Here is a 25,816-nt window from a genome sequence, read left to right on the forward strand (position 1 = left end):
TACAAGATGAGCGTGCGGCAACCGGTTGATCCGGTTCGTTAATAAGCAGGTTGCCCTGTATCTTTGTGCATCAACGTTCTCCGTAATGATCACACGAATGCTAGTCAGACAAGGCCTGCTGTTTGTTTGTTTTCTACTTATTTATACCGGTCGTAGCTTCAGTCAGGGGGTTCCCAATCCCACCGATACCAGCTATGTGATGACGCTGCTGAAAAAGGCAGAAGCCATCGAAATGCAACAACCCGAAACAGCCCTCCGCAATTATCGAAAAGCTTTGTCATTCTCCAGCAAAATCGGGTATACAAAAGGCTACTTCGAGAGTATTCGGTTGATCACGTATCTGCTCGATATACTGGGTCACCATGATGAATCGTACAAGCTGGCTACGGAAGGATTACAGAAAGCCATGCGGGATACGTCGGAACAGTACCGGAGTCTTTGCCACTTTGCCATCGCGCAGTCGGTTAAATGGCAGGGCAAAAACAAAGAGGCCATTCTGCATTTCAAGCAGGCGGCCCCGTTTATGCTGGGGCATAAGAATCGCCGAAAAGCCGCGGTTCTTTACCAGAACCTGGGCCTGATGTATGAATCGGAGAAGCTTTATCCGCAGGCGCTGCTTTATTTTGATCGGGCACTCACCAATGATCGGCTGGCCAAAAGTTCCGATCAGGATATCTCGCTGGATTATCAGAGTATGGCCGCCATTTACGTCAAACAGAACCAGTTGAAACGAGGGCTGGCCTATTACCAGAAAGCAAAAGCCCTGCTCGACCCAGGCCGGGACCGGCACATAGTGGCTAGCCTGTATGGAAATCTGGCGAACCTGCACAAAGAACTGGTGCACTTCGATTCATCGCTCTATTATTACCAGGAGGCCCTGCGGATGAACCGGCAGTTGAACAATCCGCTTCAGGAACTGCATTTGCTGGCCGGACTGGCCGAAACCTATAACGAACTGAAGCAATATAAACAGGCCAAATCGTTGCTCGACAAAGCCTATGCCCTGGCAAAACAGCACAAAGTAGGGTTGTCCGAGTTTCGGAATATTTACCGCGAATATGCCAATGCGAACCTCGGACTGGGCCGGTATAAAGATGCGATTCCGTGGTATGATCAGTACATGCAGACGAAAGATTCACTCTCGACGCTAGAAGCAAAAACGCTCCTGGAAGACTACGAACTGAAGCTCCGGCAGGCCGAGGCAGGCCAGAAACTGGCCGAGAAACAGCGTCAGATCAGCCGATTGGAGCAGGCGCGTCAGCGGCAGAACTTATGGCTGTTGATTGCGTCTTTAGTTGGAGTCGTGATCGTGAGCGGGCTGGTGTTCGCTTATTTGTATACACGTCAGCGCCAGCGAACGGCCGATAATGCGTTGCTGGCTGCCGAACACGAACATGCGCTGGCGGTGGTGCAATCGGAACTACAGGGGCAGCAGAAAGAACGACTGCGCATTGCTAAAGAAATGCACGATGATCTGGGGGCTTCCCTGACCGCCATTGGTTTGTTGAGCGAAGTGGCGAAAACACGTATGGGAACGGCCATCATCCCCGAAGTGGAGAAGATTTCGACGATTTCGGCCGACATGGTGGCCAGCATGAATGAGATCATCTGGTCGTTGAATTCAAAAAATGATAGCCTCAACGGGCTGATTGCCTACACCAGAGCTTACGCCAGCGAGTTTATCGACAACACAAGCTTATCCTTAAAGACGGAGGTAAACGAGTCGCCTAAAGAGATCACCATACGGGGCGCCGACCGCCGGAATGTGTTTCTGACCGTAAAGGAAGCACTTAATAATGTGGTCAAACACGCCCAGGCCACCCAGGTAGCGCTCCGGATCCGGCCCGAAACGGACCGCCTGCTGATTGAAGTGAGTGACAACGGGCGCGGCTTTACGCCAACGGAACAAACCCGGTTGCGAAATGGGCTGGCTAATATGCAGAACCGGATGGCCGAAGCGGGCGGAACCTTTACCATTCTTCCCTCATCGACTGGCACGCAGGTGAAAATTATGTATCCGTACCCACTCGTTTCTGACCCTAAAATACTACAAACGTAGTATAGCATCGACGGGGAAAAAAAGTCAATATTGCCGGATGAAAACCTCCATTACGGTCGCTATCGTTGAAGATAAAGAGCCTATCCGGCAATCGCTGGCCATTCTGGTCGATGGGGCCGAGGGCTTTAGTTGTCAGGCCACGTTTGAGAATGCCGAGTCGGCGCTCGCGTATTTACCCAGCCATTGCGTCGATGTTGTCCTCATGGATATTGATTTGCCCGGTATGAACGGCATCGACTGCGTTCGGCAGTTAAAACCCCTTTGTCCTGATATGCAATTCATGATGTGTACCATGTACGACGAAGATGAAACCGTTTTTGATGCGCTCAAGGCCGGTGCTAACGCGTATATCCTCAAACGAAGCCCGCCCCACAAACTCCTGGAGGCCATTACCGAACTGCATGAAGGGGGCGCGCCCATGAGCAGTACCATTGCCCGAAAAATTGCCAGCTCGTTTTACACGAGCCCATCGGCGTCTAACGAATTGGATGTGTTGACCTCCCGCGAGCGCGAAATTCTGGACCGGCTGGCAAAAGGGCATAGCCATAAAGAAGTAGCCAGCGAACTGTTTATTAGCCCGACGACCGTGCGCAAACACATCTTCAATATCTATGAGAAGTTGCAGGTCCATTCGAAAATCGAGGCCGTAAATAAGTATTTGGGTCGAAAGTAAAGCAACAGGAGACTGCGTCAACTAGCCGGCAACAGGGCTTACAGGTCCATTCGATAGGTCATGCACTCACCCGTTCGTTCGCCAAAATCATGCAAATGCGGTATTGTCCACCCTGGACCCAGCCGGTAGTTTTGCCTCGGTGATTGACGGTAATCACCATCCAAACTGCCACCTGGTACCTACGTTATGCAAACGCTGACTCCCCGTTCGATTGCTGTTTTCTTCGTTGCTCTACTGACGTTTGTTGGCACAATGTCCTGCCAACGGGCTTCCACCGCTTACCTGGCACCTACCTACCACCCGGCTGCCCAACGGCTGGCGGTCAATCCGCCTGCCCCAAAGCCATTGGCTGACTCGTTGCTGACGGCCTCCCTACAAGATGAGGTGCCTCTGTCAACGAAACCCGCTTGGGCAGCATCGACAGAGCCCGTTCTCGCGTCCACTGTTGAATCGGCCATTAGCCAGCCTGCGGTTCGGCATGCCTCGAAGCGGGCGCGTTTGGCAAAACCCGTTCCGCCCCAATGCGATCAGATCGTGCTTCGTAATGGCGATGTCATTGAGGCCAAAATAAAGGAAGTGGGCGTCAATGAGATCAAGTATAAAAAATGTGAGCGGCCCGACGGTCCAGACTACACCATTTCCAAGCGGGATGTACTCAGTATCAAATATTCGACTGGCGATGTAGAGCGCTTTACTTCGGCGGCCAATCCATCGACCAGCCGTTCATCGGGTGGCGGAACATCGTATAACAGCCCGACCAATTCGCAGGATGACGGCCCGCGCACGGATCCCTTCGCCATCGTTTCCATTGCTACCGGCGGACTCGCTATACTGACCGGCTATGGGGCTTTCTTGTTGGGGGCTGCTGCCATTGTATTTGGCGCGTTGAGCCTGACCCGCATTCGCAAAGAACCAGGGCGCTTTAAGGGCAAAGGACTCGCCCTGGGTGGTATGATCGCCGGGCTGGTTTCGGCCGCCGTCATTCTGCTGTACGTATTGTTTTAATCCCTGGTTGATGCACCACTAGCCCCGTCGACGTATGAAAAATATAGGAATTGCTATTCTTTTATTGCTGGCCGTGACGTCGTGTTTGCCCAGCAAAGTAGACAAGAAAGACCCTGAGCCCGAATTAGCGGGCACCTATCAAATGACTAGTTTTATTTATAACGGTGCTACGGTAATTCCCAAGCAGGGCGTTACTGGCAGCGTGAACGTCGTAAAAGATAGTGATACGCAGATTTCGATATCACTTTCAACGACCACCAATGGACAAACCTCGAGTGGTGATCTCGGATCGGTAAGTATCAGCAAGTCCAGTGGGTCAGGTTATGACATTGTGGAGAGTGGTGTTCGTTTCGGGTCAATTGACGGCACTACTTTTACGTTAGCGTATTCGGATAATACGGGCAGTTTTTCCATATCGGCCAGAAAATAGTTGGCTGGGCGCTCGATGAGTGGCTTCTCATGGCGCAGATAAAGCAACGATAACCCCAGATGCGGGACTGTCACAAAAGTGCCAGTGATTGACTCAATTGTGATAGCCGCTCCCCGCCCGGTAGCCGACCTTTGACCTATCCAAAACGGATAACCAATCAAACATCGACTACCATGAAAGCCCTCATCAAACCCCTGCTCGTTGCCTTTTCCTTAACGCTGGTTAGTCTTTCCTCTTCGTTTGCGAACGCTGCCGTTAGCCCATCGAAAGCTGATTCAACGGTAGCTGCGGCTTATAAAAGCGGGATGTACACCACCACCGAAGGTAAACTCAACATCGCTATCGAAAAACAGACCAGCGGAACTGTCGAGATTCGTATGACCAACAGCGCCGGAAAAGAACTCTTTGCCCAACGGGTGGGAAAACGCCAGAAAATTGCCCGCCTGCGGCTGGATGTAAGTGCGTTGCCCGATGGCGTCTATCAGGTGTCCATCAGCAATGGCGTCGATACGACCGTTAACAATATTACACTCGCCACCCAGCAGCCTAGCCTGGCAGCCCGACAAATCGCCCTGAACTAGGCAAGGTTAGCGTTTCCTGCCGTATTTTCGTTGATCGCTGTTCGGAAATGGTTTACCAAAGGAGGCCGTCCATAAATCGATCCGGATGGCTTTCCTTTCGTACCTTAGCGACTCGTATACGACCAACGCATGAAGACCAAAATACTCCTGGTAGATGACGAAGTCGATCTGGAAGTTCTCTTTCGACAACGTTTCCGCCAATCCATTCAGAACGGCACCTACGAGTTTGTTTTTGCGCAGGATGGCCGGCAGGCGCTGCGTTTGCTGGAAGAGCAACCCGATATTGATCTTTTATTGAGCGATATCAATATGCCCGGCATGGATGGCCTTACCTTGCTGGACCGGCTGCAGCACATCAATCCGATGGTGCGTACCGTGATGATTACGGCCTATGGCGATATGACGACCATTCGGACCGCCATGAACCGTGGCGCGTTCGACTTCATTACCAAGCCCATTAATTTCGAAGACCTCGAAGCCACTATCCAGAAGACCAGCCGCTACGTTCACCAACTGCGTGAAACGCAGGAACTGAAGGCTGTCGATGCGATGAAGACGCGTTTTTTTACCAACATCACGCACGAACTACGGTCGCCGTTGTCGCTTATCATTTCCCCGGTCGACAAGCTTCTGGAAGCTCCCGATTTATCGGTTCCCCTGCAGCAGCAGTTGCTTACGGTTCGGCGCAATGCCCGGCAAATACTGCGTCTGCTCAACCAGTTGCTGGCCATTAACCAACTTGAAGCCCGGCAGGTGGAGCTCGTCGAGCAAGTGGGCGACTTGCCCGGTTTTGTCGGGCAGGTGGTCGACTTGTTTAAGCCTTCAGCCGATATCAAGCAACTGGCGCTGGTCTACCAAACGGATATGCCTACAGGATACTACCGGTTCGATGCGGGCAAGTGGGAAACAATTCTCGCTAATTTGCTCACGAATGCGATCCAGTTTACGCCCACCGGTACCATTACTGTTTCGCTTTACCAGACGTCTGCCGGGGCCCGCTTATCTGTGCGCGATACAGGTATTGGGATTACGGCCCATAAACTTCCCCATGTCTTTGACCGCTATTACGAGGGGGATAACCAACGTATTCGGGCCAACGATAGCACGGGCATTAGCCTCTCGCTGGTGCGTGAACTTACCTTACGGCTGGGTGGCCAGATAACCGTCCAGAGTCAGGTCGATGGCCCACCAGGTACGTCTGGGACGGAGTTTGTGCTGGAACTGCCCCTCCAGCGGACGAATGAGAATGAGACGGCTCCGGCGGTTGCATCGCCCTCGTTGCTCGTCGATTTGCCGACGCTCCCCGCAACACCCGCGTCTGCCAACCCATCGGGCACGGCCGAGGCACCACCGTTGGTTTTGGTGATCGAAGACAACCCCGAACTGCGGGAATTTATGGTGGCGGAGCTGGCCACTACCTACCGGGTTCGATCAGCGGCCAACGGCTACGACGGCTGGGTACTGGCCAAAGAGGAACTGCCTTCGATCATCATTACGGATCTAATGATGCCTCGTCTGGACGGCTACGCCCTGATTGAGCGCCTGAAGGCCGACCCCGTAACCGACCACATTCCGCTAGTGCTCTTATCGGCCAGCGCGGGCGACTCCCACCGGCTAAAGGGTCTGGCGCTGGGCGCCGACGATTATTTAACAAAACCCTTTCATCTGGACGAGCTCCGGTTGCGGTTACGAAACTTGTTGAGTCGGCAGCAGCGGCTACAGGAACATTACCGCCAGCAACTGGCCCAACCCGATAGCACTACGCCGTTGCAGACGGTGAGCGATCAGTTTCTGCGTAAGTTGTATACACTCATCGACGAGCATCTGGACGACTCGACCTTGAGCGTCGAATGGCTGGCCGACGAGCTGGCCATGAGCCGCAAAGCATTGTACCTGAAAGTACACAACCTGACCCATCTGTCGCCCGTTGAGTTGATCCGTCAGTATCGATTACGCAAAGCCATCGATCTGTTGCGGTTGGGGCATAGTGCGGCCGAAACGGCTTATCTGGTGGGCTTTGAAACGCCATCCTACTTCACCAAGGTCTTTCGGGAGTTTTACAAACAGACCCCGACGGCTTACGTCAAGGGGTGAGAACCAAGCCTACCTATATTGATTTTAAGGCATAAAAAAAGCTCCGCTGGAATTACCCACGGAGCTTTTGAAAAGCATAACGAATAGTAAACGCAGCCGGAACAACTTTATTGTGTACGTTGAAACAGCATCAGCGTTATTTATCACTTTTTCTTTGACGAGCCAACTCAAGCTGCCGGATACGGCTCCAGTCGAGTGCTTATTGCAATCCGGTTCCAGGCGTTTATCGTCACAATGGCCATAATGAGTTGGGCGAGGTAGGTCTCATCAAAGGTCTCCAGGGCCCGTTGGTAAGTAGTATCAGCTACGCCATGATTCTGAATGAGCGTAATCTCTTCCGTTAGGGCCAGAACTACTTTCTCTTCTTCCGTAAACAGGCGAGTTTCTTTCCAGGCGCTCAGCAGAAAAATGCGCTCAGCGGTCTCCCCGGCTTTCAGGGCATCTTTGGTATGCATAGCCAGACAGAATGCGCAACCGTTTATCTGCGACGCCCTGATCTTGATGAGTTCCTTATGCGTCTTTGTTAATTGGCTGGTCTGCAAATAACCTTCTAAAGCATACATAGCTTTATAGGCCTGTGGCTGAATCGTTTGAATTTGAATCCGCGTTTCCATTTTGTCCATCGTTGACTGTGAAAAACTAGGTTGTCTGGTATCAAAAATTGATAGGACAAAGGTCGAACGCGCAGACGTAGAAAAACTTAAACCAGTTTAAGAACGCTTTTTTCTGATCTCACTTAAATATTCGGGGGTGAAGCCCAGAAACGAGGCCAGCAGGTATTGAGGAACGCGCTGCGTAAACTCGGGGAAGTTTTTCACAAAGTGGAGATAGAGATCCTCCCGCGAGAAATCGTACAAATACTTTGTTCGTAGTTGAGAAGCCGCGTACGCTCGCTGATAGAGTAGTCGAAAATAGCGTTCCATTTGGGGAAACTGGGCCAGCAGTTGCTCCTGCCGCTGGAAATCAATGGCTAAGACATCGGTTTGTTCGACTGCCTGAATTGTGAAGTCTGTGCGTTGCTGGTTTTGAAAAGCCATGTAGTCTGTTAACCACCAGTTTTCGATGGCAAATTGGGTAGTTTGTTCGGTTCCTTTTTCGTTCAGGAAGAACAGCCGTAAGCAGCCTTTCAGAACAAAATAATGGGCTGTACACGGCTGGCCGGCTTCCAGTAAATTTTGCTTCTTGCCGACATGCAGCGGTCGGAAATAGCTTAGAATAGCGGGTTCATCACCTACCTGGATGTTTACATTTTTTCTGATATGCTGAATCAGCTGGTCTGACATGGTTGCTGGTGTATGCCTTGCGCCAATGGATTGTCTGGGCCAAGCCAGAACGGTGCGCCGTTGCGACTTGGCCCAGACAAAATTTAGTTCAATAATCAACTTAGAAGCGTGCTACGGGCTTTCATAGGTGAGCAATTCTTCATAGGGATCCATCTGAAAACCAAGTAATTTGCCAAAGGCAGGTTCCGTTTTATAGCCCTGCCGTTTAAGGTCAATGATCTGTTGCCGGAAAATCTCTCCCCGCTCCGTTAACAACTTATGTTCGATGAGCATATGGCGGTAAGCCATCTGTTGTCGGGTAGGAATAGGTTGCCCAAAAATTTCGATTTCAACGGTATCAATCCTGAAGGTAGCCACCACACAATCAGTGCCGTATAGGGCATAGTCGCGAATGCGGAATCCGGTCTGGTGCTGAAATGAATCGAGGATGGCCGTGTAAAACGTTTGTTTGTCAGTCCAGTAACAGATGATGTCGAGGTCACTGGTCTCAATAGCAATATTGATAGGAATAGTACCGACCAGAATAGGAGTAAACCGGTTCAGTTTTTCCATAACTTTATGGTTCGTCAGTACTGAATACGCTTGTTTTTGCCGGTCGTTTCCCGCTTTCAGATAGTCTAATGTGTCAAAATCTATGCTCATACTAAAAATGAAGGCTACAGACAGGAGTGCACCGTTGGAAAAATGACCGAAGTACGTCCATATCTGTTATATTTTTGTATTAAATGGCCATCTGCGGCTATTTATTCGCTTTCGGGTTGCCGATGCCATGCTGCTTTACGATATGCGCTCACTTGATGTTTAACTTTATACTACAGACTTAGCCAATGAAAACGATTCAAGTAACCATAGCTGCCCTGGGCCTGACGCTTGTCTCGCTGGTCACTTCAGCGCAGACAACGGCCCCGGCCCTCACGGCTTATTATCAGGTTAAAGATGCCTTAGTGGCAACGGATGCAGCTAAAGCCAAACTAGGCGCAACGGCTTTAGTCGCGGCTCTGGGTAAAGTGGATGCGGCCAAATTTACAGCGGCTGATAAAAAGGCACTGGCAACGGCTAAAACCAAAGCGGCCTCTATCAGCAAAAGTACCAGTGTGGACGCGCAGCGTGAACAGTTTAATGGGCTTTCTTCCAGCATGATTGCGCTGGCAAAAGCCACCAAACCTGCCAAAACCTACGTGCAGTTCTGTCCGATGGCGGCCGATGGCAAAGGCGCGTCGTGGCTCAGCGACAAGCGTGAAGTCCGGAATCCCTACTACGGCAACAAAATGCTGACGTGCGGATCGGTGAAAGAGGAAATCTAAAACCCACATTCATACTTCAATCATAAATTTTGGGGATTGGTTGACGCTGACGTAACCGTTTTCGGCAGACTGAGTCAACATAGTATGAAATGGCCCAAGTTTACCCAATCCTCACCGAATGAATACTATAACTTCTCCTATAAAGCGGGCGATGTGCGGCTGGTACGCGCATTAATCGGCGTTGGTTTATTGTTCGTTTTGGCGTTCCTATGGGTGTTTTTTCAGCCGCAGAACCGGGGCTATCCCTGGTTGTTCGGGCTGTTAACGGTGTCCGTGGTGTTTCGCATTCTGCGGCTCCTGCACGAGTGGTACCATTACTGGAATGTGGTGCCACCTGTTCCGCCGGTTATGACCCGAAGCTGGTCGGTGGATGTGCTGACGACTTATTGCGCTGGCGAGCCGCACGAGATGGTGATCAACACGCTGGAAGCCATCGGACGGATTACCTACCCGCATACGACGTACCTCTGTGATGAGGCCAATGACCCTTACCTCAGGCAGGTTTGCCGCCAACTGGGCGTCATTCATGTTACCCGTACCGATAAGACCGATGCGAAAGCGGGGAACATCAACAATGCTTTACAGCAGGCAACCGGCGAGATATGCCTGATCATTGACCCCGACCACGTGCCGGTGCCGGATTTTTTAGACCACGTGTTGCCTTACTTTGACAATCCAGATCTGGGATTTGTTCAGTGCGTACAGGGTTATTACAACCAGAAAACAAGCGTTGTTGCGTTTGGCGCTGCCGAACAGACCTACAGTTTCTACGGCCCGATGATGACCTGCATGGGCAGCTTCGGAACGGCGCAGGCGATTGGCGCAAACTGCACGTTTCGGCGGCAAGCACTGGACTCTATTGGCGGCCACGCCAACGGGCTGTCCGAAGATATGCACACGGCCATGAAGCTGCACGCAAAAGGCTGGCAGTCGGTATATGTGCCGCTGACGCTGTCCTATGGGTTAGTCCCCGCCACGCTGTCGGCCTATTATAAACAACAACTCAAATGGTCGCGAGGTACATTCGAACTCCTGGTGACGACTTTGCCCAGGGTGTTTAAGCGCTTGACCTGGCGGCAGAAGCTACACTACACGACCTTGCCTTTGTACTACCTGCTGGGCATGGTGCAGCTTTTCGACCTGCTCATTCCGATTCTGTCGCTGCTGACCATGCTGCTGCCGTTGCAACTGGACCTGCTCCGATTTGCTACGGTTTACGTACCCCTGCTGTTAACGGGCTTTCTGATCCGACAATATGCGCAGCGGTGGCTCATTGAGCGTCACGAAGCCGGGTTTCACCTTGTTGGCGGCATGCTTGCCAGTGGTACATGGTGGGTGTATTTGCTGGGTCTTGTCTACACGCTCTTCCGGGTAAAGGTGCCGTACATCCCCACGCCAAAAGACGACCGGCCCCGCAATAATTTTTGGCTCATTCTGCCCAATCTTCTTTTTGTGCTGGCAACACTCGGTGCCATCGGCTATAGCATCTACTGGTACGGCCGCTTTGCGCTCTACAACATCTACTTTCAGATGATGCTGGGATTCGGGCTGCTGAACATGCTGATTCTGATGCTGAACATTGTGGCGGGCCAGGAGAAAATGCTGTTTCAACTGGCCAGTTGGCTCACTCGGCCGTCGGGTCATTCGGAGCAGATCGGGCGGTTGCGCCGAGTGGCCTGGATAGTTCGGTACGGACTATACGACTGGCTTCAGCGCCGGGCGATTCCCTTGTTTGCCGGGATGGTGCTGCTGGCACTGAGCCTGTTGTTCTTTACCTATCGTATTAAAACCAACGAATTGCCTGTTGATCTGCGTTTTGCCAACACGCAGCCGTTTTATGTGGGACTCACTAAGCCGTCGGCCGGCCAACTTACTCTTCCCGCGTCCATCACACCCATTACACCCCATTCCGTGGACTGGCCGATGGCTCCTAACTCGTCTATCTATTTTTCGCCCAAAGCCGTAGCGGGTCAGTTGCCGCTGCTCTACATCAAAGCGAGCGGACAGACGGATACGACAGAGGGTCAGGTGCAGGCGTTTTTGAGAAGCATCGTGCGCGGGGAGCGCGACGCAGCGCTGCGGACATGGGCTCAAAACGTCCGGCAGATGCAGCGTCCGGTGCTAATCAGTTTCCTGCCAGAGTTTGATGATTCCGCTCAAGTCTACGGGTTGCAGCAGGAGGCCAGCCTGCTATTGTACCGACAGGCGTGGCAATACATCGTCCGGTTGTGTCGGCAGCAGCAGGCGAAAAACATTACCTGGGTCTGGTGTCCCACACAGCCGTCCACCGTGGTGACCTACTATCCGGGCACGGCGTATGTCGATTGGCTGGGTTTTGCCGTCGTGAATAATCCGGCTATGGCCGCGGATCATAAAGAGCATTCATTTGCTGCTCTGTTTCAGCTTCCCCACACCACGGTACGGTCGCACATGGCCTATAGTATTCGGCAGAAACCGATCCTGATTACTCGTCTGGAATCAGTGACGGACAACACACCAGACCGGCAATGGACAACCGACGCACTGGAACTGATGAAGGAGCGCTACCCAACCATTCGGGGAGTCGTTTTCTCGAATCCCAGCGATTTACAGGTAGTTCCGGCTACCTGGCTGGCTGTACACCAGCCAACCAGCCCTTAGTCGTCGGTTGGGAGCGGAGTGGTTTGTGAGAGCCCCGCTACTTCAAACGAAAAGGTAGCGGTGGCTACATGCCGATGGGTATCGTACACATTCACAAACAACCGATAGGCACCCGGCTTCTCGGGTAGGTGAAAGCGTACCGTTCGCGTATTGGTGCGTTCCAGCAGCCCCTGTAAAGCAGGCCGGGGAACGCCCACGAAATCAGCGCCGGGTTGCGCGTGCGGCTTGATCTCCCAGGAAAACGTGAGCGGATCCCCTTCCGGATCATGCACCCGGATTTCGGCTTGGTGCAGTGCTGATGCTGTGTAGGAACGATTGCGCATCGGTTGCCCGTCGATGAACAGGCCTTCAACAACGGGAGCCAGATTGGCTGGTTTTTTGCCCGACCAAAGCTCCTGCATCAACCCCACAAGCGGTGTCTGGCGTCCCTGCTCATCGAACAGGCTGAACCAGGTGTGTGTTTCCTCCTGTTTTTGACCCCAGTAGAAAATATAAGCGCCGAAGCAGTTAGGCGGCTGGGAGCCAATGTACTTTTGATAAAAAGGCCGTACAAACGCTGCTTTCTGGCGGCTGTCGGGTTCGTCGGGGGCGCCCCAGGCGGATACGGTTGTTTCCCAGTAGGCCTGTGCGCCATATTCTGAGATCAGATAAGGTTTAGTCCAGCCGCCTTTCTGAAAGAACTCACCCAGTTTTTCCGTCAGGGCGTAGGAATTCACGCCCAGGATGTCTACATCGGTACACCGCTTGCTAACCAGCCAGATAGCCCGCTTACTATCGGGCGAGATGACCGTGCAAACCGGATGGTTCGGATCGAGCTGGTGGACAAGTTTTGATAGACGGTTGACCTCGTCATAAACTTTAAAGTTTTTGGCTTCCTGCGCCCATTCATTGCCCACACACCACAGCAATAAGGCCGGGTGGTTACGGTATTTCAGAATGGTTTTGCGGATGCGCTCGTACTGTCGTTCCACGGCGTCGTGGTCATCGTAATCAAAGCCCTCGATCTCCCGCTCAACCCACAGCCCGAACATAACCGTTAGGCCCAATGCCTGGGCCTCGTCCAGGATACGCCCTGCATCAATATCGTCCCAAACCCGGATCGAGTTACCTCCGCACGCTTTGAGTTCGTCAAAATGACTCACTCCGCCCGCTCCTTTAATGAAGTAAGGCTTGCCATGTCGAAGCAACTGGTACGAGGAACCATCAAAGCGGATCGCCGTTGGTGCCGCCAGATTGGTCGATGAAATCTGTTTCTGCTGTGTGTTCTGGCAACTGCACAGGCTCCAGAGCCCTACGGTCAGAAACCACCTTATCAGGAATAGTGGTCGATACGAATATGCCGTCATCATATAATGATGACCCGCGAATAGACGCGGGTCACTTTTCTTTAGCGAAAATTATGAGTGGATAGGCGTCGAAAGGCCATAATAACTATAGGTTGAGGTTGTAGAAGTGGTCTGATAGTCAGGAGGTTTACTTTTGATCAAGGGCCGTTCGTTGTTGATGTTTGGTCGTTAAGGTTTCAAATCCATGTAGCTGGAGATGGTCGAATCCAGAGTAACCAACCGGCGGTCTACTTGCTATGATTTATGGTAAAAGCCCAGGCGATGATAGGGTCAGGTATACTAATGGATGTTCATCCGTTGAATTCTGCCTACCGACTGTTTGAAACTGCTTGGTTTTTTAGGTCTATGGGGATAATTATGCAGGAATCCTCCAACGAAAGCACCTCGTGCACAGCGTCATATACGCTAAAACTAACTCAATACTCTATGATTTTATCTTTACGCGTATTCCTGTGTGCCTTAGTTGTATCCCTTCTGTGCGGTAGCGCCACACTCGCACAAACCGTCAGCATTACTTCCGTTGCCCCCAACCCCGTCTGTGCCGGTGGTTCCATCACGGTTAGCTACGCCTACGGACAGCCTGAGCCAGGCACTGTCTACCTCTACCTGAATGGACCTAATACGACCAATGTCCTCATTGGTGTAGCAACAACCAATGGCGGAAATGGAGTGGTAACGGGAACCATCCCCGCTGATCGCATCGGCGGCTCCTACACCGTGTTCATTCGCCGGGTATCATCCATTTTTGGTCCAGTCGATAGTCCCAACAGCAGTGCCTTCACCGTTAATGCAAAGCCTGCCCCTCCCGGCGTAACGAATCTGGCTTACTGCCTGGGATCAACGGGCGTTCCGCCTTTAACAGCCAGCGGGCAGAATCTGCAATGGTACACCGTTAATACAGGAGGGACCGGCAGCAGTACGGCCCCCACACCCCCCACCTCCACGGCGGGCACGACCAATTATTACGTGAGCCAGACGGTCAATGGCTGTGAAAGTAGTCGGGCTACGCTGGCCGTGACCACCAATCCCTTACCGGCCAAGCCCACGGTTGTTTCCTCGCTGTCCTACTGCCAGAACACATCGGCCCCTTCGTTAGCCGGGGCGGTCACGTCCGGTAGTAATCCGAAATGGTATACCTCTGCGACTGGCGGTAGCGGCACGAGCATCGCGCCCACGCCCCAAACCACGGTTGTCGGTACGACGACTTACTACGTGAGTCAGACCGATGGCAATGGTTGTGAAAGCGCCCGGGCTGACATCACCGTCACCATCAAAGCCAACCCGACGGCTCCCACCGTCACCACGCCGGTGACCTATTGCCAAGGGCAGCCGGCAACTCCGCTGTCAGCGACGCCCGTCAACGGAGCTACTTTGAACTGGTTTGGTCCCTCGGGCAACGCCCTGGGCAGCACGGCCCCCACGCCCCCAACGAGCTCTCCCGGTACGACTTTTTATTCGGTGAGCCAGACGTTTGGTGGCTGTAGCAGTCCGGTTTCGACCATTACAGTAGTGGTCAATGCCAAACCGGCGGCACCCACCACGAATCCAGTGGGTGTCTGTCAAAACACGACGCCAATCTCGCTGGCCACGAGTGTCACCTCAGGAACGAACCTGCGCTGGTACACCACGGCTAGTGGGGGAGTGGCCTCAACGGTTGCCCCGACCCCTCCAACCACTACTGTCGGCTCCACGACCTACTACGTGAGTCAGGTTGATAACAACGGCTGTGAGAGTGACCGGGCGGTGGTTACCTATACAGTGAATACCTATCCGGCGGCTCCAACGGTGAGTGCCAGTCCACTGACGTATTGCCAGAATTCGGCAGCGGTGCCCTTGACGGCCACCCCCGTGGCCAGCGCCACGCTGACTTATTATACCGTTGCCAGTGGCGGAACGGCATATGCGTCGCTGACTCCCTCGACCACAGCCAGCAACTATTATTATGTTAGTCAGACACTTAATGGCTGCGAAGGGCCACGAGCTGCTATTGGCGTCGTCATTAATGCCCTGCCAGCCCAACCTTCTGTTACCACGCCTTTGACTTATTGTCAGTTTGCGGTGGCTGCTCCCTTAAGCGCCACGGCATCGACGAACTATTCACTCAGTTGGTACGGCACCAATGCCACGGGCGGAACAGCCTCGACCGTCGCGCCAACACCCTCAACGACGACGGACGGAGCCTTTACCTACTATGTGAGCCAGAAAGATCCCCTGGGTTGTGAGAGTGGGCGGGCACCCATCAGCGTGACGATCTATCCGAAACCCGCAGCGCCCAGCATCGCCCCCGCCAGCGCCTGTCTGAATAGCGTACCTGCTCCACTGACCCAATTCGTCACGGCTAGCGGTACCCTGAAATGGTATACAACCTCGACTGGAGGCACCGCTTCGACGGTGGCCCCGACACTCTCGACGACGGCTGTGGGTGCCACTACCTACTACGTCAGCCAGACGAACGCTAACGGCTGCGAAAGCGACCGGGCAGCGATTACCTTCACGGTGAACCCGCTGCCGACGACTCCTGTGCCGACGCCCACGGCTCTCATCTATTGTCAGAATGCAACGGCCCAGCCCCTAACGGCGACGGGCCAGAATCTGAAATGGTACTCGGCGGCCAGTGGAGGTACGCTGCTGGGCAGTTCCGTTACGCCGTCCACATCACTAGCGAGTTCGATCACCTACTACGTGAGCCAGACCGATGCCAACGGCTGCGAAAGCGCCCGGGCCAGCGTTACGGTGACGACCGTGTCGAGACCCGCTGCGCCAACGGTGAGTACCTTGCCCATAACGTATTGCCAGTTTGCGACGACTGCTCCGTTATCGGCGACGCCCATTACGGGCAACACGCTCAACTGGTATGGCCCCGCTGCTACGGGTGGTACGGCGTCGGCCACGGCGACGGTGCCAGCGACGGACCCCGCGGGCACTAAGCCCTATTACGTCAGCCAGACGGATGGGAATGGGTGCGAAAGCAGCAGCCGGGCATCGATTACCGTCATTGTGAACCCCAAACCGACCGCACCAACGGTGAACTCGGTTACCCTGTGTCAGAATGCACCCACGGTTGCTCTAGCGACGGCGGTGACCTCGGGCACTAATTTGAAGTGGTACACTGTTCAAAACGGCGGCACCGGCTCGGCCGTAGCGCCGACCCTGTCGACGGCGGCCGTAGGGTCAACCACGTATTATGTAAGCCAGACGAGTGCCGACGGTTGCGAGAGTGACCGCAGTGCGATTGTGGTAATGGTGAAACCACTGCCTGTGGCGCCGACATTAAGTCTGAATACCCAGAATCTCTGTCAGAGTTCGGTGCCCACCCCGCTGACGGCCACCGCGACGGGAACGTTAAAATGGTACGATGTTAACGGCCAGAGTTATGCATCGATCACGCCCTCGACGAATGTGATTGGCCCAACCACATATTTCGTTAGTCAGATCGTTGACGGTTGTGAAGGACCGAAAGCTACGCTGGATGTCGTTGTGATTCCCAAGCCCGGCGTGCCAATGGTTACTACGGCTGTTACCTATGACCAATTCAGCGCTGCTGCTCCCTTAAGTGCTACCGCGTCGGCGAACTATTCACTTAGCTGGTACGGTACCAATGCTACAGGAGGTACGGCCTCGACCGTCGCGCCAACGCCCCCAACAACGATGGATGGGACTTTTACCTACTACGTGAGCCAGAAAGACCCTAACGGCTGTGAGAGCGAGCGGGCGTCTATCCGTGTGACGATCTCTGCGAAACCTGTAGCCCTCGCCACCGTTACCACCGACACACCCTCGGGCATTTCCGCCACCACGGTCAACCTGGGTGGTAACGTCACCACCGACGGCGGAGCCAGCGTCACGGAACGGGGTATCGTTTATTTGAGCGGAAACGGTGTGCCCACCACGGCCAATACCAAACTCAGCATCGGCTCCGGTATCAGTTCTTTCTCAACTACCCTGACCTCCCTGACCCCCGCTACCACTTACTCGGTAAGAGCCTATGCCATCAACAGCGTCGGCACTAGTTACGGAAATGTACAGCTCTTTACTACCCTGAGTATCACTGCTACGCCGGTCCTGGCCACACCCTCCAACGGAACAACGACTGCCTCGGCCCAACCGACCTATACCGGCACCGCCCCGGCTGGCAGTACTGTTACTGTTTATGTGGATAATACATCCATCGGCACTACCATTGCCAATGGGGGCAACTTCAGCTTGGTTCAGCCGACTGCCCTCAGTCAGGGTAGCCACACCGTCTATGCCACCGCTCAACTTAGTGGACAGGCCAGCAGTGCCAACTCGACCACTAATACCTTTACCTACCAACCCGAGATTATTGGTGGCGCCGACCTGAGCCCCACCCTGAGCTTGCCTCAGGCTAACTTCACGAGCTCGGGGCCTTCATCAACCCGTAATCTGATCATGATTATTTCCGAGCAGGCAGGTAAGGCCACTAGTGGGGTGATCGTGTTGACGCTGACTGCTCCGCTGGGCTACAGCCCCAGCTTTGATCCGGCTCTAACCAGCATCAATGTGACGGGAGGCACCTCCAATCCAGTTTCTGTCGACAATGCCAACTGGGAAGTGCAGTCAAGCAATCTCCGGCAACTGACGCTGGTCAGCAAAGCCGGTCTGCGAATCAGCGCCAATGGGGTATCTGTGATTGGGGTGGCTTTAAGTCGGACGGGGGCCAGTATGGGTTCGGCCAACCTGACGGTCAATGTCAACGACGATGCCACGAATGGATATGACAGTAATCCATCCAATAATATCTACGTTCGTGTCCTCAATGCGTTATAAAGTAGCGGCTATAACTGGAGCGGGGTACCAACAGCTGTTGGTACCCCGCTCCAGTTATAGCCGCTAATTCCCCTCAAGCAAAGAGCAGGATACCCAATAAGCGGAGATCGCGCATCGTTAGCATCAGTGTGCCAGTTATGATGCCTGAGTCTTTGGTTTACGGCCACACGTGACCCTTGATGAATCGTTAACTGAAGGAGCTTCGTTGCTCTTGTGGACACCGGTTAGCCGTAAGTAAGCCTGCATGAATAAGCATATAAAAGTTGGTACGTGCGGCTTTAATGGCGCAAAAAACGATTACGCCCAGCAATTCGCCTGCGTTGAGGTCCAGCAGACCTTTTATCAGCCCCCACTTCTGGCAACTTTGGCGCGATGGCGTGCCCAGGTGCCGACCCAGTTTGAATTTACCCTTAAAGCCTGGCAACTAATTACGCACCAGGCCAAAAGTCCTACCTATAAGCGCTTGCGAATCAGCTTGTCTGAGCAGGAGCGGGCGGAGGCTGGCTTTTTCAAACCCACGGCTATTGTCAACCAGGCCTGGCAGCTTACTCTCGAAAGTGCGAAAGCCTTAAAGGCCACAACCATCCTGTTTCAATGCCCCGCCAGCTTTACCCAGACACCCGAGCACATAAACCATCTGGTTGACTTCTTTACGAATATAGAGCGAACCGGTTTACGGCTATGTTGGGAACCTCGTGGCCAATGGGACCAGGAGGTAGTCGGAGACCTTTGCCAGGAACTTGACTTATGGCATGTGGTTGATCCCTTTGCCAGGGCGACCATGACGCCTGAGCAGTGTTATTTTCGCTTGCATGGGCGGCAAGGCTGGCGATATAAATACGAGCAGCAGGAGTTAGCTGATCTGATCGAACTGTTGCCAACGGATCAACCTTCGTATGTTTTCTTCAACAACGTTCACATGCGGCAAGATGCTTTGGTGTTCAAAAGCTTACTTGAGGCCAATGCCGTCTGATGAATTCTGAATGACCGTGTCAGTATACCTGTTAAATGACATGGAAAACCATTCTTATTGATCCGTTTACATGTTATTGGTAGCTAAAAGAATTTCAGGCACAAATGCGAACCCGAGACAGGCGGATGTCTGACCTGTTCAGCTGGCGTTGCATTTCCGTAAATACCCAGTCAATCGCTTCGTCTGGATCAGCAGCAGCAACGGATAAATCTTCATCAAGACGAATATTATGCTTCATTTCATCCAATACGTCAAATACGACCCGGATTAATTGTTTTCTTCTGGTGGCCATAGCAAATAAATAGGATAGGCAAATGTTCATTTAGTCTGTTGACACTGCTCAGCAGTTGTTTACGGCCTAAAAATACTACCTGACTGTTGTAGTTGTATTATATGTAGCAAAATAAAAATATAAAATTCGTTTAGCTATACGAATTAAAGCATTTGGTATAGATAAACGATGCGAATTACTGAATTCTGCCAGGATTTCAGGTATAAGCTCAGTGTTGATTCAATCAGTGGCAACGAGGGCTGATGTCGATTGGCTTCGGCGGATGGAGGTAATCGGGTATATAGTTTATACCCGAAGCCGTTGCGTAGGATCGTTCCCAATACCAAAGACAAAGGCATTAGCCCAGTTTAGTTTTGGTCTTTGTAAATTCGTCGATGGATAAACTAAATAACTAATACACCCAGGCTGAGGTAGATGTGATGGCCGGGAAGTAATTGGTTGATTTGTTAAAGGTCGGTTTAACCAACGTGGTTATATAGAAACAGAGAAGCCCGCAAAACGGCGTTTACGGGCTTCCCTGTTTCTATTTTGCCCGTTTACCGGAACCGCTGAATGCTGAAGTCGCGCGCATTGCCAACTTCTCCAATGCGGGCGTTGAGGGTATAAATCTGGTTGTTCACAGCTACACTTGTAGTAGCACCCGTATACCCATTGGCATCGTATTTTATAATAGAAGCTGTTTGCCAATTATCCGAACTTCGCACCTGAGCTACCCGGTTTCCTCCCGTCACCACATACAGATCATTATTCAGAAATGTCAATCCATCACCGGGTAGAGCCCCCGTACCACCTATTTCAGAGACGGCATTGCCGTTCTGTAAATCTACCTTGTAGAGCTTTCCCTGTCCGGTATTAGCGACGATGAGGTAGCCGTTCGGGTGGTAAGCAATGCCATTCAGGCCAAAGGTTGGGCTAGCGAACCGGACATCGTCCCGCACCAGAACGCTGGCTACACCGGCTGCCGTGACTTTATAGATCACAGGCGAAAAGGAGTCCGTTACGTAGGCTGTTCCGTCTGGCGCAATCGTTACGTCGTTTGCAAAGTTCGGATCGGCCGCCGGAATCAGAGCCGCCAAATTGGTTCGTCGCTCCAACTGGCGTGTGGTTAGATTAAAGACCAGAAGTTCAGCCGTTTGACGCGTTGTAGCGGATGTACTCCTGTCCGACCGGCCCTGATCACTATTGCAGACAAACACGCGCCCATCGGCGACTTTCATGCCAATGCCGGCAATAAATCCGGGATCCGTCAATAAGTCTTCATAACGGCCATCGGTATCAACCGTGCCAATTTTACCCTGCGGAATCGAGGTAACCAAAAACTTCCCCAATTGCGACGAGTAAGCAATCCCTTCCGGATATTGGCGTTCGGCAGCAAAATTAATGCGCTCTGGAAACGGGGCGTTGGGACTGGCACGGTGATCTTCGCAGGCGGTTATTAGCCAGGTAGCGGATAGAACAGCGAGTGAACAGGGAATAAAGGATAGTTTCATAACGAACGGGGTTATTGTTGATACAACAATTTTAATATTATTTTAATAAGTGCTGTTTATCAAATTTGTTTACCCGTTCGACTTAAGTAGCCTTTTAAAAAACAATACCTACCTGCAGACCAACGGTTAGCGACGTGGGGCGGTCGTTGCCGAAGCGCAGGGGGAGGGGTACGGCTACGAAGTAACTATTGGTAGCGCCCTTCCTGACTATTTTATTAAAAACAGGCGTCAGTCCATAACGGCCTGACGTTTCAAAGGCCATTCGTCCGGCAAATGTGTAATTATGCCCCAGATTGACCAGCACGCCGGGATGAAACAGTACGTTTGCTACGCGGCTGGTCCCGTTTTCGGCCCGAATGCTGGGCACAATTTCCAGGGAAAAGCCGAGTTGCTGGGTTTTCCATACGTTCAGCCCGATGGGAAATCCTACGGCATAATATTTATTAAAATTGCCTTCGGTACCATTGGCATCCACCGTGATGAGCGGATGGAGTAGCCCCAGATAACCAACCATACGCGGATAGGTAGGAGGGGGGGCAGTAGGCGTGGTGGTGGCAGGGGTGGGGAGTGTCGTGGTTTGGGCTGATGCTGGTAAGGATGTGCCTCCTGCTAAAAGCATAAAAAGGCCCAAGGTGGCGACTGAACCCCTTTTATACATCCGGTAGAAATAGGTTTGCATTGATGCTGTATTGGTTAAAGGCCAAGATTACAGCGTGTCACATCCGCAAACTAGAACGTATTTAACCTTTTGGATCAGCTTTACCTTTTCGTCTGCTTTTTCAATGGTTGTATCGGGAAAACCTATAGACCCAGAGAATCGACGCGGAGAGAAAATAGGAAGGCAACAATAGAAACGAAGTAGGCGAGGTAGATTGATTTGAGCAAATCAATCTACCTCGCCTACTTCACGCCCTTATTTTTGTTGGGAGAGAAACGTAATCAGCGACGCAAACTCGTCGTATGACAAGGCGTTGGCCAAACCTGTCGGCATCATGGAGGTTTCCATTTCTTTGCGGCTGATAATGGCCGACTTTTTAATGGTGTATACCTGTCCGGTAATATCCCGCATCACAACCTGAGCGGAAGATTCTTCGGTTATAAACCCGGTATAGCTCTTATTTCCTTTGGCCGTAATCGACACTGTAGAAAAGCCCTGCGATATGGATGCATTGGGCTTCAGGATCGACTCGGCAATTTGTTCCCGATTCATAATCGAGCCAATCTGGCCCATGAAAGGCCCCTTCATCGGATCGTTCTTGCTCAGGCTATGACAGGCCACGCAGCCCTGTTGAGTAAACAGGGTTTTGCCCAAAGCTGCTTCGCCCGGTATCTTCGCAATGGCCAGCATGACATCTTCAATCGATGTAGCGCCAACCTGTCCTTTCTTACTTCTGATTTTTTCCAGATCAACCTTGTTGTCTTCCTGAACGACTACCGGCGTTTCTACGCCGAATTCCGAAATTTCCAGCCGAAGCCTGCTGTTCAAATCGGTATAAAATAGCTTATCCTGGGCCTGCTGCCATTCGCTGACCAGTAGCTTTCTGATGGCTGGCGATGACTCCCAGTCAATCGCTTTATAATAAGGGCCGTGCGTGTCGGGGCGGGTGCTCCACCACCAGGACGCATCGTAAGGAGCTTCTTTTTTATAGAGCCGTGCCAGCGTAATCAGGATTTGTTTTTTTAGCGTTTCGTCTTTCGCCTGCTGGTAGGCTTTGGTCAACCCATCGACCGCTTCGGGGGTATGCATATAGCGCAATGCCCAGAGGGCCAGCGTGGTATTGGGGGTATTTATCGCCTGTAGGCAGGCGTCTACGGCATTGAGCTTCACCAGCGAGCGAACGGCCAGGTGAGCGGGCACGATGTCGGCATTCGGAGTGGCGTGGGGCCCTTCAACATCCTTGGCCGGGGCAACAAACGAAGTAGGTACGGCCACCTGCAATAAAGTCGGGACTGCTTCTTTTTTCTCCAGACGACCCAGGCCAATCAGAGCCGCTACCTGTACCCGATCCGAAGGGTCTTTGACCCCGTCCAGGAAGGGAGCCAGTGGGACTTTATCCCCAATAGGTTTGCGGTCAGCCAATGCCCGGAGCGCAAATTCCCGCACCGATGCATCCTGCGTGAGCTTGGCCAGATCCTCGATTCCCGCTGCCTGAGTAGCCTGCGAATACGTGTAGATTGCTGCGACCCGGCTTGCCAGCGGCAGGCTTTGATCAGTCGCTAATTTCCAGGTGCTTTTGGCGGTCTGTTTGGCTGGTCGGCTCAGCAACTCCTGCGAAGCGTGTAAGCGTAGAACCGCACTTTTGGACGTAAGCATGGCGGCTAGTTTCTTTACGGAAGCTTTCTTAAGATTGGGAAAGGCGGTATACGTCCAATTTTGTGGAACCACCCGCTCCACGTAGCCTTTGCTGTTACTGCCCACGTAACTGGCTCCGTTCCAGGCCGCCAGATACATTCGGCCCGAGCCATCTACGTCTACATCCGTGATCTGGGGTAGCTTGATGAATTCCTCTTCTTTTTGGGTGAACGAGCCCTTAACCGGCGTGACCCGGTGAATATAAAGTTGGTTTCTACCCCAGTCGGCCATCATGGGAACCTGGTTATAGGCCTGGGGCCAGGTCGGCTCATCCATATACAGAGAACCAGTCCCTGAGCCACCCCCGACATCCACCAGGGCCGGAATAATCTCGTCGGTGAAGTGCTTGAACAGCACCGGGTAGCCATATTCGGCGGATTGAAGCTGATGACTGAATCGGATGTTCCAGCCACCGCCATCGTTGGTATTGTCTCGGGTGAAGATGTTCATGTACGGGTCAATGGCTACATCGTAAATGTTGCGCATGCCGTGCGAATAAATCTCCATTTCGGTGCCGTCGGGCCTGACGCGCACAATGCCGCCACCCAGCATGGTTAGTTTTTTGCCCGAGCGGTCTACTGCATTATGGAAGCCAAAATCACCGACCGCAATGTAAATCCAGCCATCAATGCCCATCCGGATTCCGTTTGTGGCATGATCGACGCCCCGCTGCTGAATGAACATGGTGTTGCTGATATTCTCGATCAGTGGTTTGGATGGGCCATCCGCCACGCCATCCCCGTTTTTGTCGGCAAATACCACCAGATTCATTCCGGTCGCTTGGCCGGTTTCGGGCGAGAAGGCGGCATGTAGGACGAATAATTGATCGCCCAGCGCGAAGATGCCCCGTGGATTATCTACCTGGGCATAGGTCGTATGCTGGTCCACCTTGCCATCGTTGTCGGCATCGACCAGCCGGACAATGCTGCCCATATTCGGCTTTTTGCCCAGCGATCCCTGCTTGTCGACACCAACGAATACTTCGCCCGTTGGTGCTACCGCCAAACAGGCCGGACTGGGTGTTAACTCTGGTCCGGAGAAGTTGGTGACTTTTAATTCAGGAGGGTAATCGGGCGCTTTAACCCGAGTCGACACCTCAGGTTTTTTTTTAAGTAACGACCCGGTGTTGTTGGTCCCGTAGGTTAACAGAAGGAGAGAAAGAAAGCTGATGGAAATTTTAAACATGTTCAATTGGGTGTCGTACCAGCTAAATCATTTAGCCTTGTGGTAAAAGCTTACCGGATGGCTGGTTTTAATGTGTTCCGGCCGTTTTTATTTACATCATCTACCAAACAAGCTACGCTGAATTCCTGCTAATAGTGATTTGGCTCAATGACTGACGAAGTCATTGGCTAATTTTCGGTAAAAAACACACAGGAGCCTTTCTTCATAAGGGCCGGATCGCACCGCTTGGGCGATCTGGCCATGGTAAGCTGGTGACCATCTTCCGGCAGGATGCTGCCGCTGGCTCAATAATTCGTTCCAGCTACAGCTAAGCGAATTACCTTCAGTCTGTTACGATTCATGGCCAGCCGAAAGCCGACCGTTTGCAAGCCTTTATTATATGTTCACTAACTAAGACATGTTGACTTATGAATCCAAATCAAGCCCTGTGGGAAAAGGGAGACTTCACAAAAATCGCTCAGGTTATGCGGAAAAGCGGTGAGATGCTGGTTGCGAAACTAAGTATCACGCCGGACATGCATGTACTTGACCTTGGGTCGGGAGATGGCACCACGGCCATACCGGAAGCTAAACTTGGAGCTACGGTTTTAGGGGTCGACATCGCCCGGAACCTGGTTGACGCTGGTAACCGCCGGGCCAAAGAAGAAGGCCTTGCCAATTGCACCTTCCAGCAGGGAGATGCCACCGATTTACAGGCATTAAACGACCAAAGTTTTGATCTGGTCGTTAGTATATTTGGGGCCATGTTTGCCCCGAAGCCATTCGATGTGGCCAGAGAAATGGTTCGGGTTACCCGGCCCGGCGGCCGAATCGTGATGGGTAACTGGATTCCCGGCGATCCGACGCTGGTTGCGCAAATCCTGAAGATCAGTGCCGCCTACACCCCACCTCCGCCCGAGGGTTTCATCAGTCCCATGTTATGGGGGATTGAGAGCCATGTTGTCGACCGGTTTGAAAAAGCCGGTGTGCCCAGAGAAAACATCAGCTGCGTACCCGATACGTTTGCCTTCATCACTGATTTGCCCCCTTCCGAACTGGTCGACCTGTTTAAACACTATTACGGTCCTACGATGAATGCCTTTGATGCTGCCGAAAAGGAGGGGAAAGCGATGGCGCTACAACAAGAGCTAGTTGAGTTATTTGAACAACAAAATAACAGTAGCGACCCAAACCGCACATCAATAGCGGCCACTTTCTTGCGCGTGACGGTTACCTGCTAACCGTGTGTATCACGTAAGCTGGCTACCGGGCAGGCGCAGAATTCTACTCAATTTGTACATATTACACCTGTTTTGTTCAATCTATGGTAACAGACAGATC

General features: G+C 52.5%; 19 protein-coding genes. 11 read left to right on the plus strand and 8 right to left on the minus strand.

All coding sequences use genetic code 11. From position 1 onward, the window contains the following. The first annotated feature begins 97 nt into the window (after positions 1-97). The 6 genes from SD10_RS28700 to SD10_RS09385 all read left to right on the plus strand — a co-directional run bounded on the left by SD10_RS28700 (position 98) and on the right by SD10_RS09385 (position 6,842). Positions 98-2,059 (plus strand): tetratricopeptide repeat-containing sensor histidine kinase, encoded by a 1,962-nt coding sequence (locus SD10_RS28700; RefSeq protein ID WP_052731140.1) that lies wholly within the window; start codon positions 98-100, stop codon positions 2,057-2,059. Positions 2,060-2,096: 37 nt separating this feature from the next. Beyond that, on the plus strand, positions 2,097-2,732 hold the full coding sequence (locus SD10_RS09365) for a response regulator (RefSeq protein WP_046573567.1): 636 nt from the start codon (positions 2,097-2,099) through the stop codon (positions 2,730-2,732). Between the two features lie 186 nt (positions 2,733-2,918). Continuing rightward, entirely contained in the window at positions 2,919-3,737 is an 819-nt protein-coding gene (locus SD10_RS09370; RefSeq protein ID WP_046573568.1) for a DUF4190 domain-containing protein, read from the plus strand. A 34-nt stretch (positions 3,738-3,771) separates the two neighbouring features. Then, entirely contained in the window at positions 3,772-4,167 is a 396-nt protein-coding gene (locus SD10_RS09375) for a hypothetical protein (protein ID WP_046573569.1), read from the plus strand. Positions 4,168-4,340: 173 nt separating this feature from the next. Beyond that, complete coding sequence (locus SD10_RS09380; RefSeq protein WP_046573570.1) at positions 4,341-4,748, plus strand: T9SS type A sorting domain-containing protein; 408 nt, start codon at positions 4,341-4,343, stop codon at positions 4,746-4,748. A gap of 129 nt (positions 4,749-4,877) precedes the next feature. Beyond that, positions 4,878-6,842, plus strand: coding sequence for a response regulator (locus SD10_RS09385; protein ID WP_046573571.1), 1,965 nt, complete (start codon positions 4,878-4,880; stop codon positions 6,840-6,842). A 167-nt stretch (positions 6,843-7,009) separates the two neighbouring features. Here SD10_RS09385 and SD10_RS09390 read toward each other — a convergent pair whose 3' ends face one another. The 3 genes from SD10_RS09390 to SD10_RS09400 form a co-directional block, all read right to left on the minus strand. After that, positions 7,010-7,456, minus strand: a complete 447-nt coding sequence (locus tag SD10_RS09390) for a carboxymuconolactone decarboxylase family protein (protein ID WP_046579286.1) — start codon at positions 7,454-7,456, stop codon at positions 7,010-7,012. A 96-nt stretch (positions 7,457-7,552) separates the two neighbouring features. Then, positions 7,553-8,125 carry a Crp/Fnr family transcriptional regulator gene (locus SD10_RS09395; protein ID WP_046573572.1) on the minus strand — a complete coding sequence of 191 codons (573 nt, stop codon included), beginning with the start codon at positions 8,123-8,125 and terminating at the stop codon, positions 7,553-7,555. 111 nt (positions 8,126-8,236) lie between these two features. Next, positions 8,237-8,767, minus strand: coding sequence for a DUF4269 domain-containing protein (locus SD10_RS09400; protein WP_046573573.1), 531 nt, complete (start codon positions 8,765-8,767; stop codon positions 8,237-8,239). Positions 8,768-8,952: 185 nt separating this feature from the next. Between SD10_RS09400 and SD10_RS09405 the strand changes: the two genes are divergently transcribed. After that, positions 8,953-9,429, plus strand: a complete 477-nt coding sequence (locus SD10_RS09405; protein WP_046573574.1) for a DUF3347 domain-containing protein — start codon at positions 8,953-8,955, stop codon at positions 9,427-9,429. 84 nt (positions 9,430-9,513) lie between these two features. After that, positions 9,514-12,069 carry a glycosyltransferase gene (locus SD10_RS09410; RefSeq protein WP_046573575.1) on the plus strand — a complete coding sequence of 852 codons (2,556 nt, stop codon included), beginning with the start codon at positions 9,514-9,516 and terminating at the stop codon, positions 12,067-12,069. Here the strand turns inward: SD10_RS09410 and SD10_RS09415 are convergent. Beyond that, positions 12,066-13,418 (minus strand): glycoside hydrolase family 2 TIM barrel-domain containing protein, encoded by a 1,353-nt coding sequence (locus SD10_RS09415; protein ID WP_082111562.1) that lies wholly within the window; start codon positions 13,416-13,418, stop codon positions 12,066-12,068. The genes SD10_RS09410 and SD10_RS09415 overlap by 4 nt on opposite strands. A gap of 423 nt (positions 13,419-13,841) precedes the next feature. Between SD10_RS09415 and SD10_RS09420 the strand changes: the two genes are divergently transcribed. Both SD10_RS09420 and SD10_RS09425 read left to right on the plus strand, forming a co-directional pair. Then, complete coding sequence (locus tag SD10_RS09420; RefSeq protein ID WP_052731141.1) at positions 13,842-18,203, plus strand: Ig-like domain-containing protein; 4,362 nt, start codon at positions 13,842-13,844, stop codon at positions 18,201-18,203. Between the two features lie 244 nt (positions 18,204-18,447). Continuing rightward, positions 18,448-19,176: a DUF72 domain-containing protein gene (locus SD10_RS09425; RefSeq protein WP_046573576.1), complete on the plus strand. Its 729-nt coding sequence runs from the start codon at positions 18,448-18,450 to the stop codon at positions 19,174-19,176. 94 nt (positions 19,177-19,270) lie between these two features. Here SD10_RS09425 and SD10_RS09430 read toward each other — a convergent pair whose 3' ends face one another. The 4 genes from SD10_RS09430 to SD10_RS09445 all read right to left on the minus strand — a co-directional run bounded on the left by SD10_RS09430 (position 19,271) and on the right by SD10_RS09445 (position 24,496). Continuing rightward, positions 19,271-19,468, minus strand: coding sequence for a hypothetical protein (locus SD10_RS09430; RefSeq protein WP_046579292.1), 198 nt, complete (start codon positions 19,466-19,468; stop codon positions 19,271-19,273). A gap of 536 nt (positions 19,469-20,004) precedes the next feature. Then, entirely contained in the window at positions 20,005-20,958 is a 954-nt protein-coding gene (locus SD10_RS09435) for an SMP-30/gluconolactonase/LRE family protein (RefSeq protein ID WP_046573577.1), read from the minus strand. Between the two features lie 94 nt (positions 20,959-21,052). Then, on the minus strand, positions 21,053-21,577 hold the full coding sequence (locus SD10_RS09440; RefSeq protein ID WP_227699183.1) for a hypothetical protein: 525 nt from the start codon (positions 21,575-21,577) through the stop codon (positions 21,053-21,055). A gap of 294 nt (positions 21,578-21,871) precedes the next feature. Then, positions 21,872-24,496, minus strand: a complete 2,625-nt coding sequence (locus tag SD10_RS09445; RefSeq protein WP_046573578.1) for a DUF7133 domain-containing protein — start codon at positions 24,494-24,496, stop codon at positions 21,872-21,874. A 407-nt stretch (positions 24,497-24,903) separates the two neighbouring features. Between SD10_RS09445 and SD10_RS09450 the strand changes: the two genes are divergently transcribed. After that, positions 24,904-25,716 carry a class I SAM-dependent methyltransferase gene (locus tag SD10_RS09450; protein WP_046573579.1) on the plus strand — a complete coding sequence of 271 codons (813 nt, stop codon included), beginning with the start codon at positions 24,904-24,906 and terminating at the stop codon, positions 25,714-25,716. The last annotated feature ends 100 nt before the right edge of the window (positions 25,717-25,816 follow it).

Origin of the sequence: Spirosoma radiotolerans (assembly GCF_000974425.1) — a bacterium.
Taxonomy (GTDB): Bacteria; Bacteroidota; Bacteroidia; order Cytophagales; family Spirosomataceae; genus Spirosoma; species Spirosoma radiotolerans.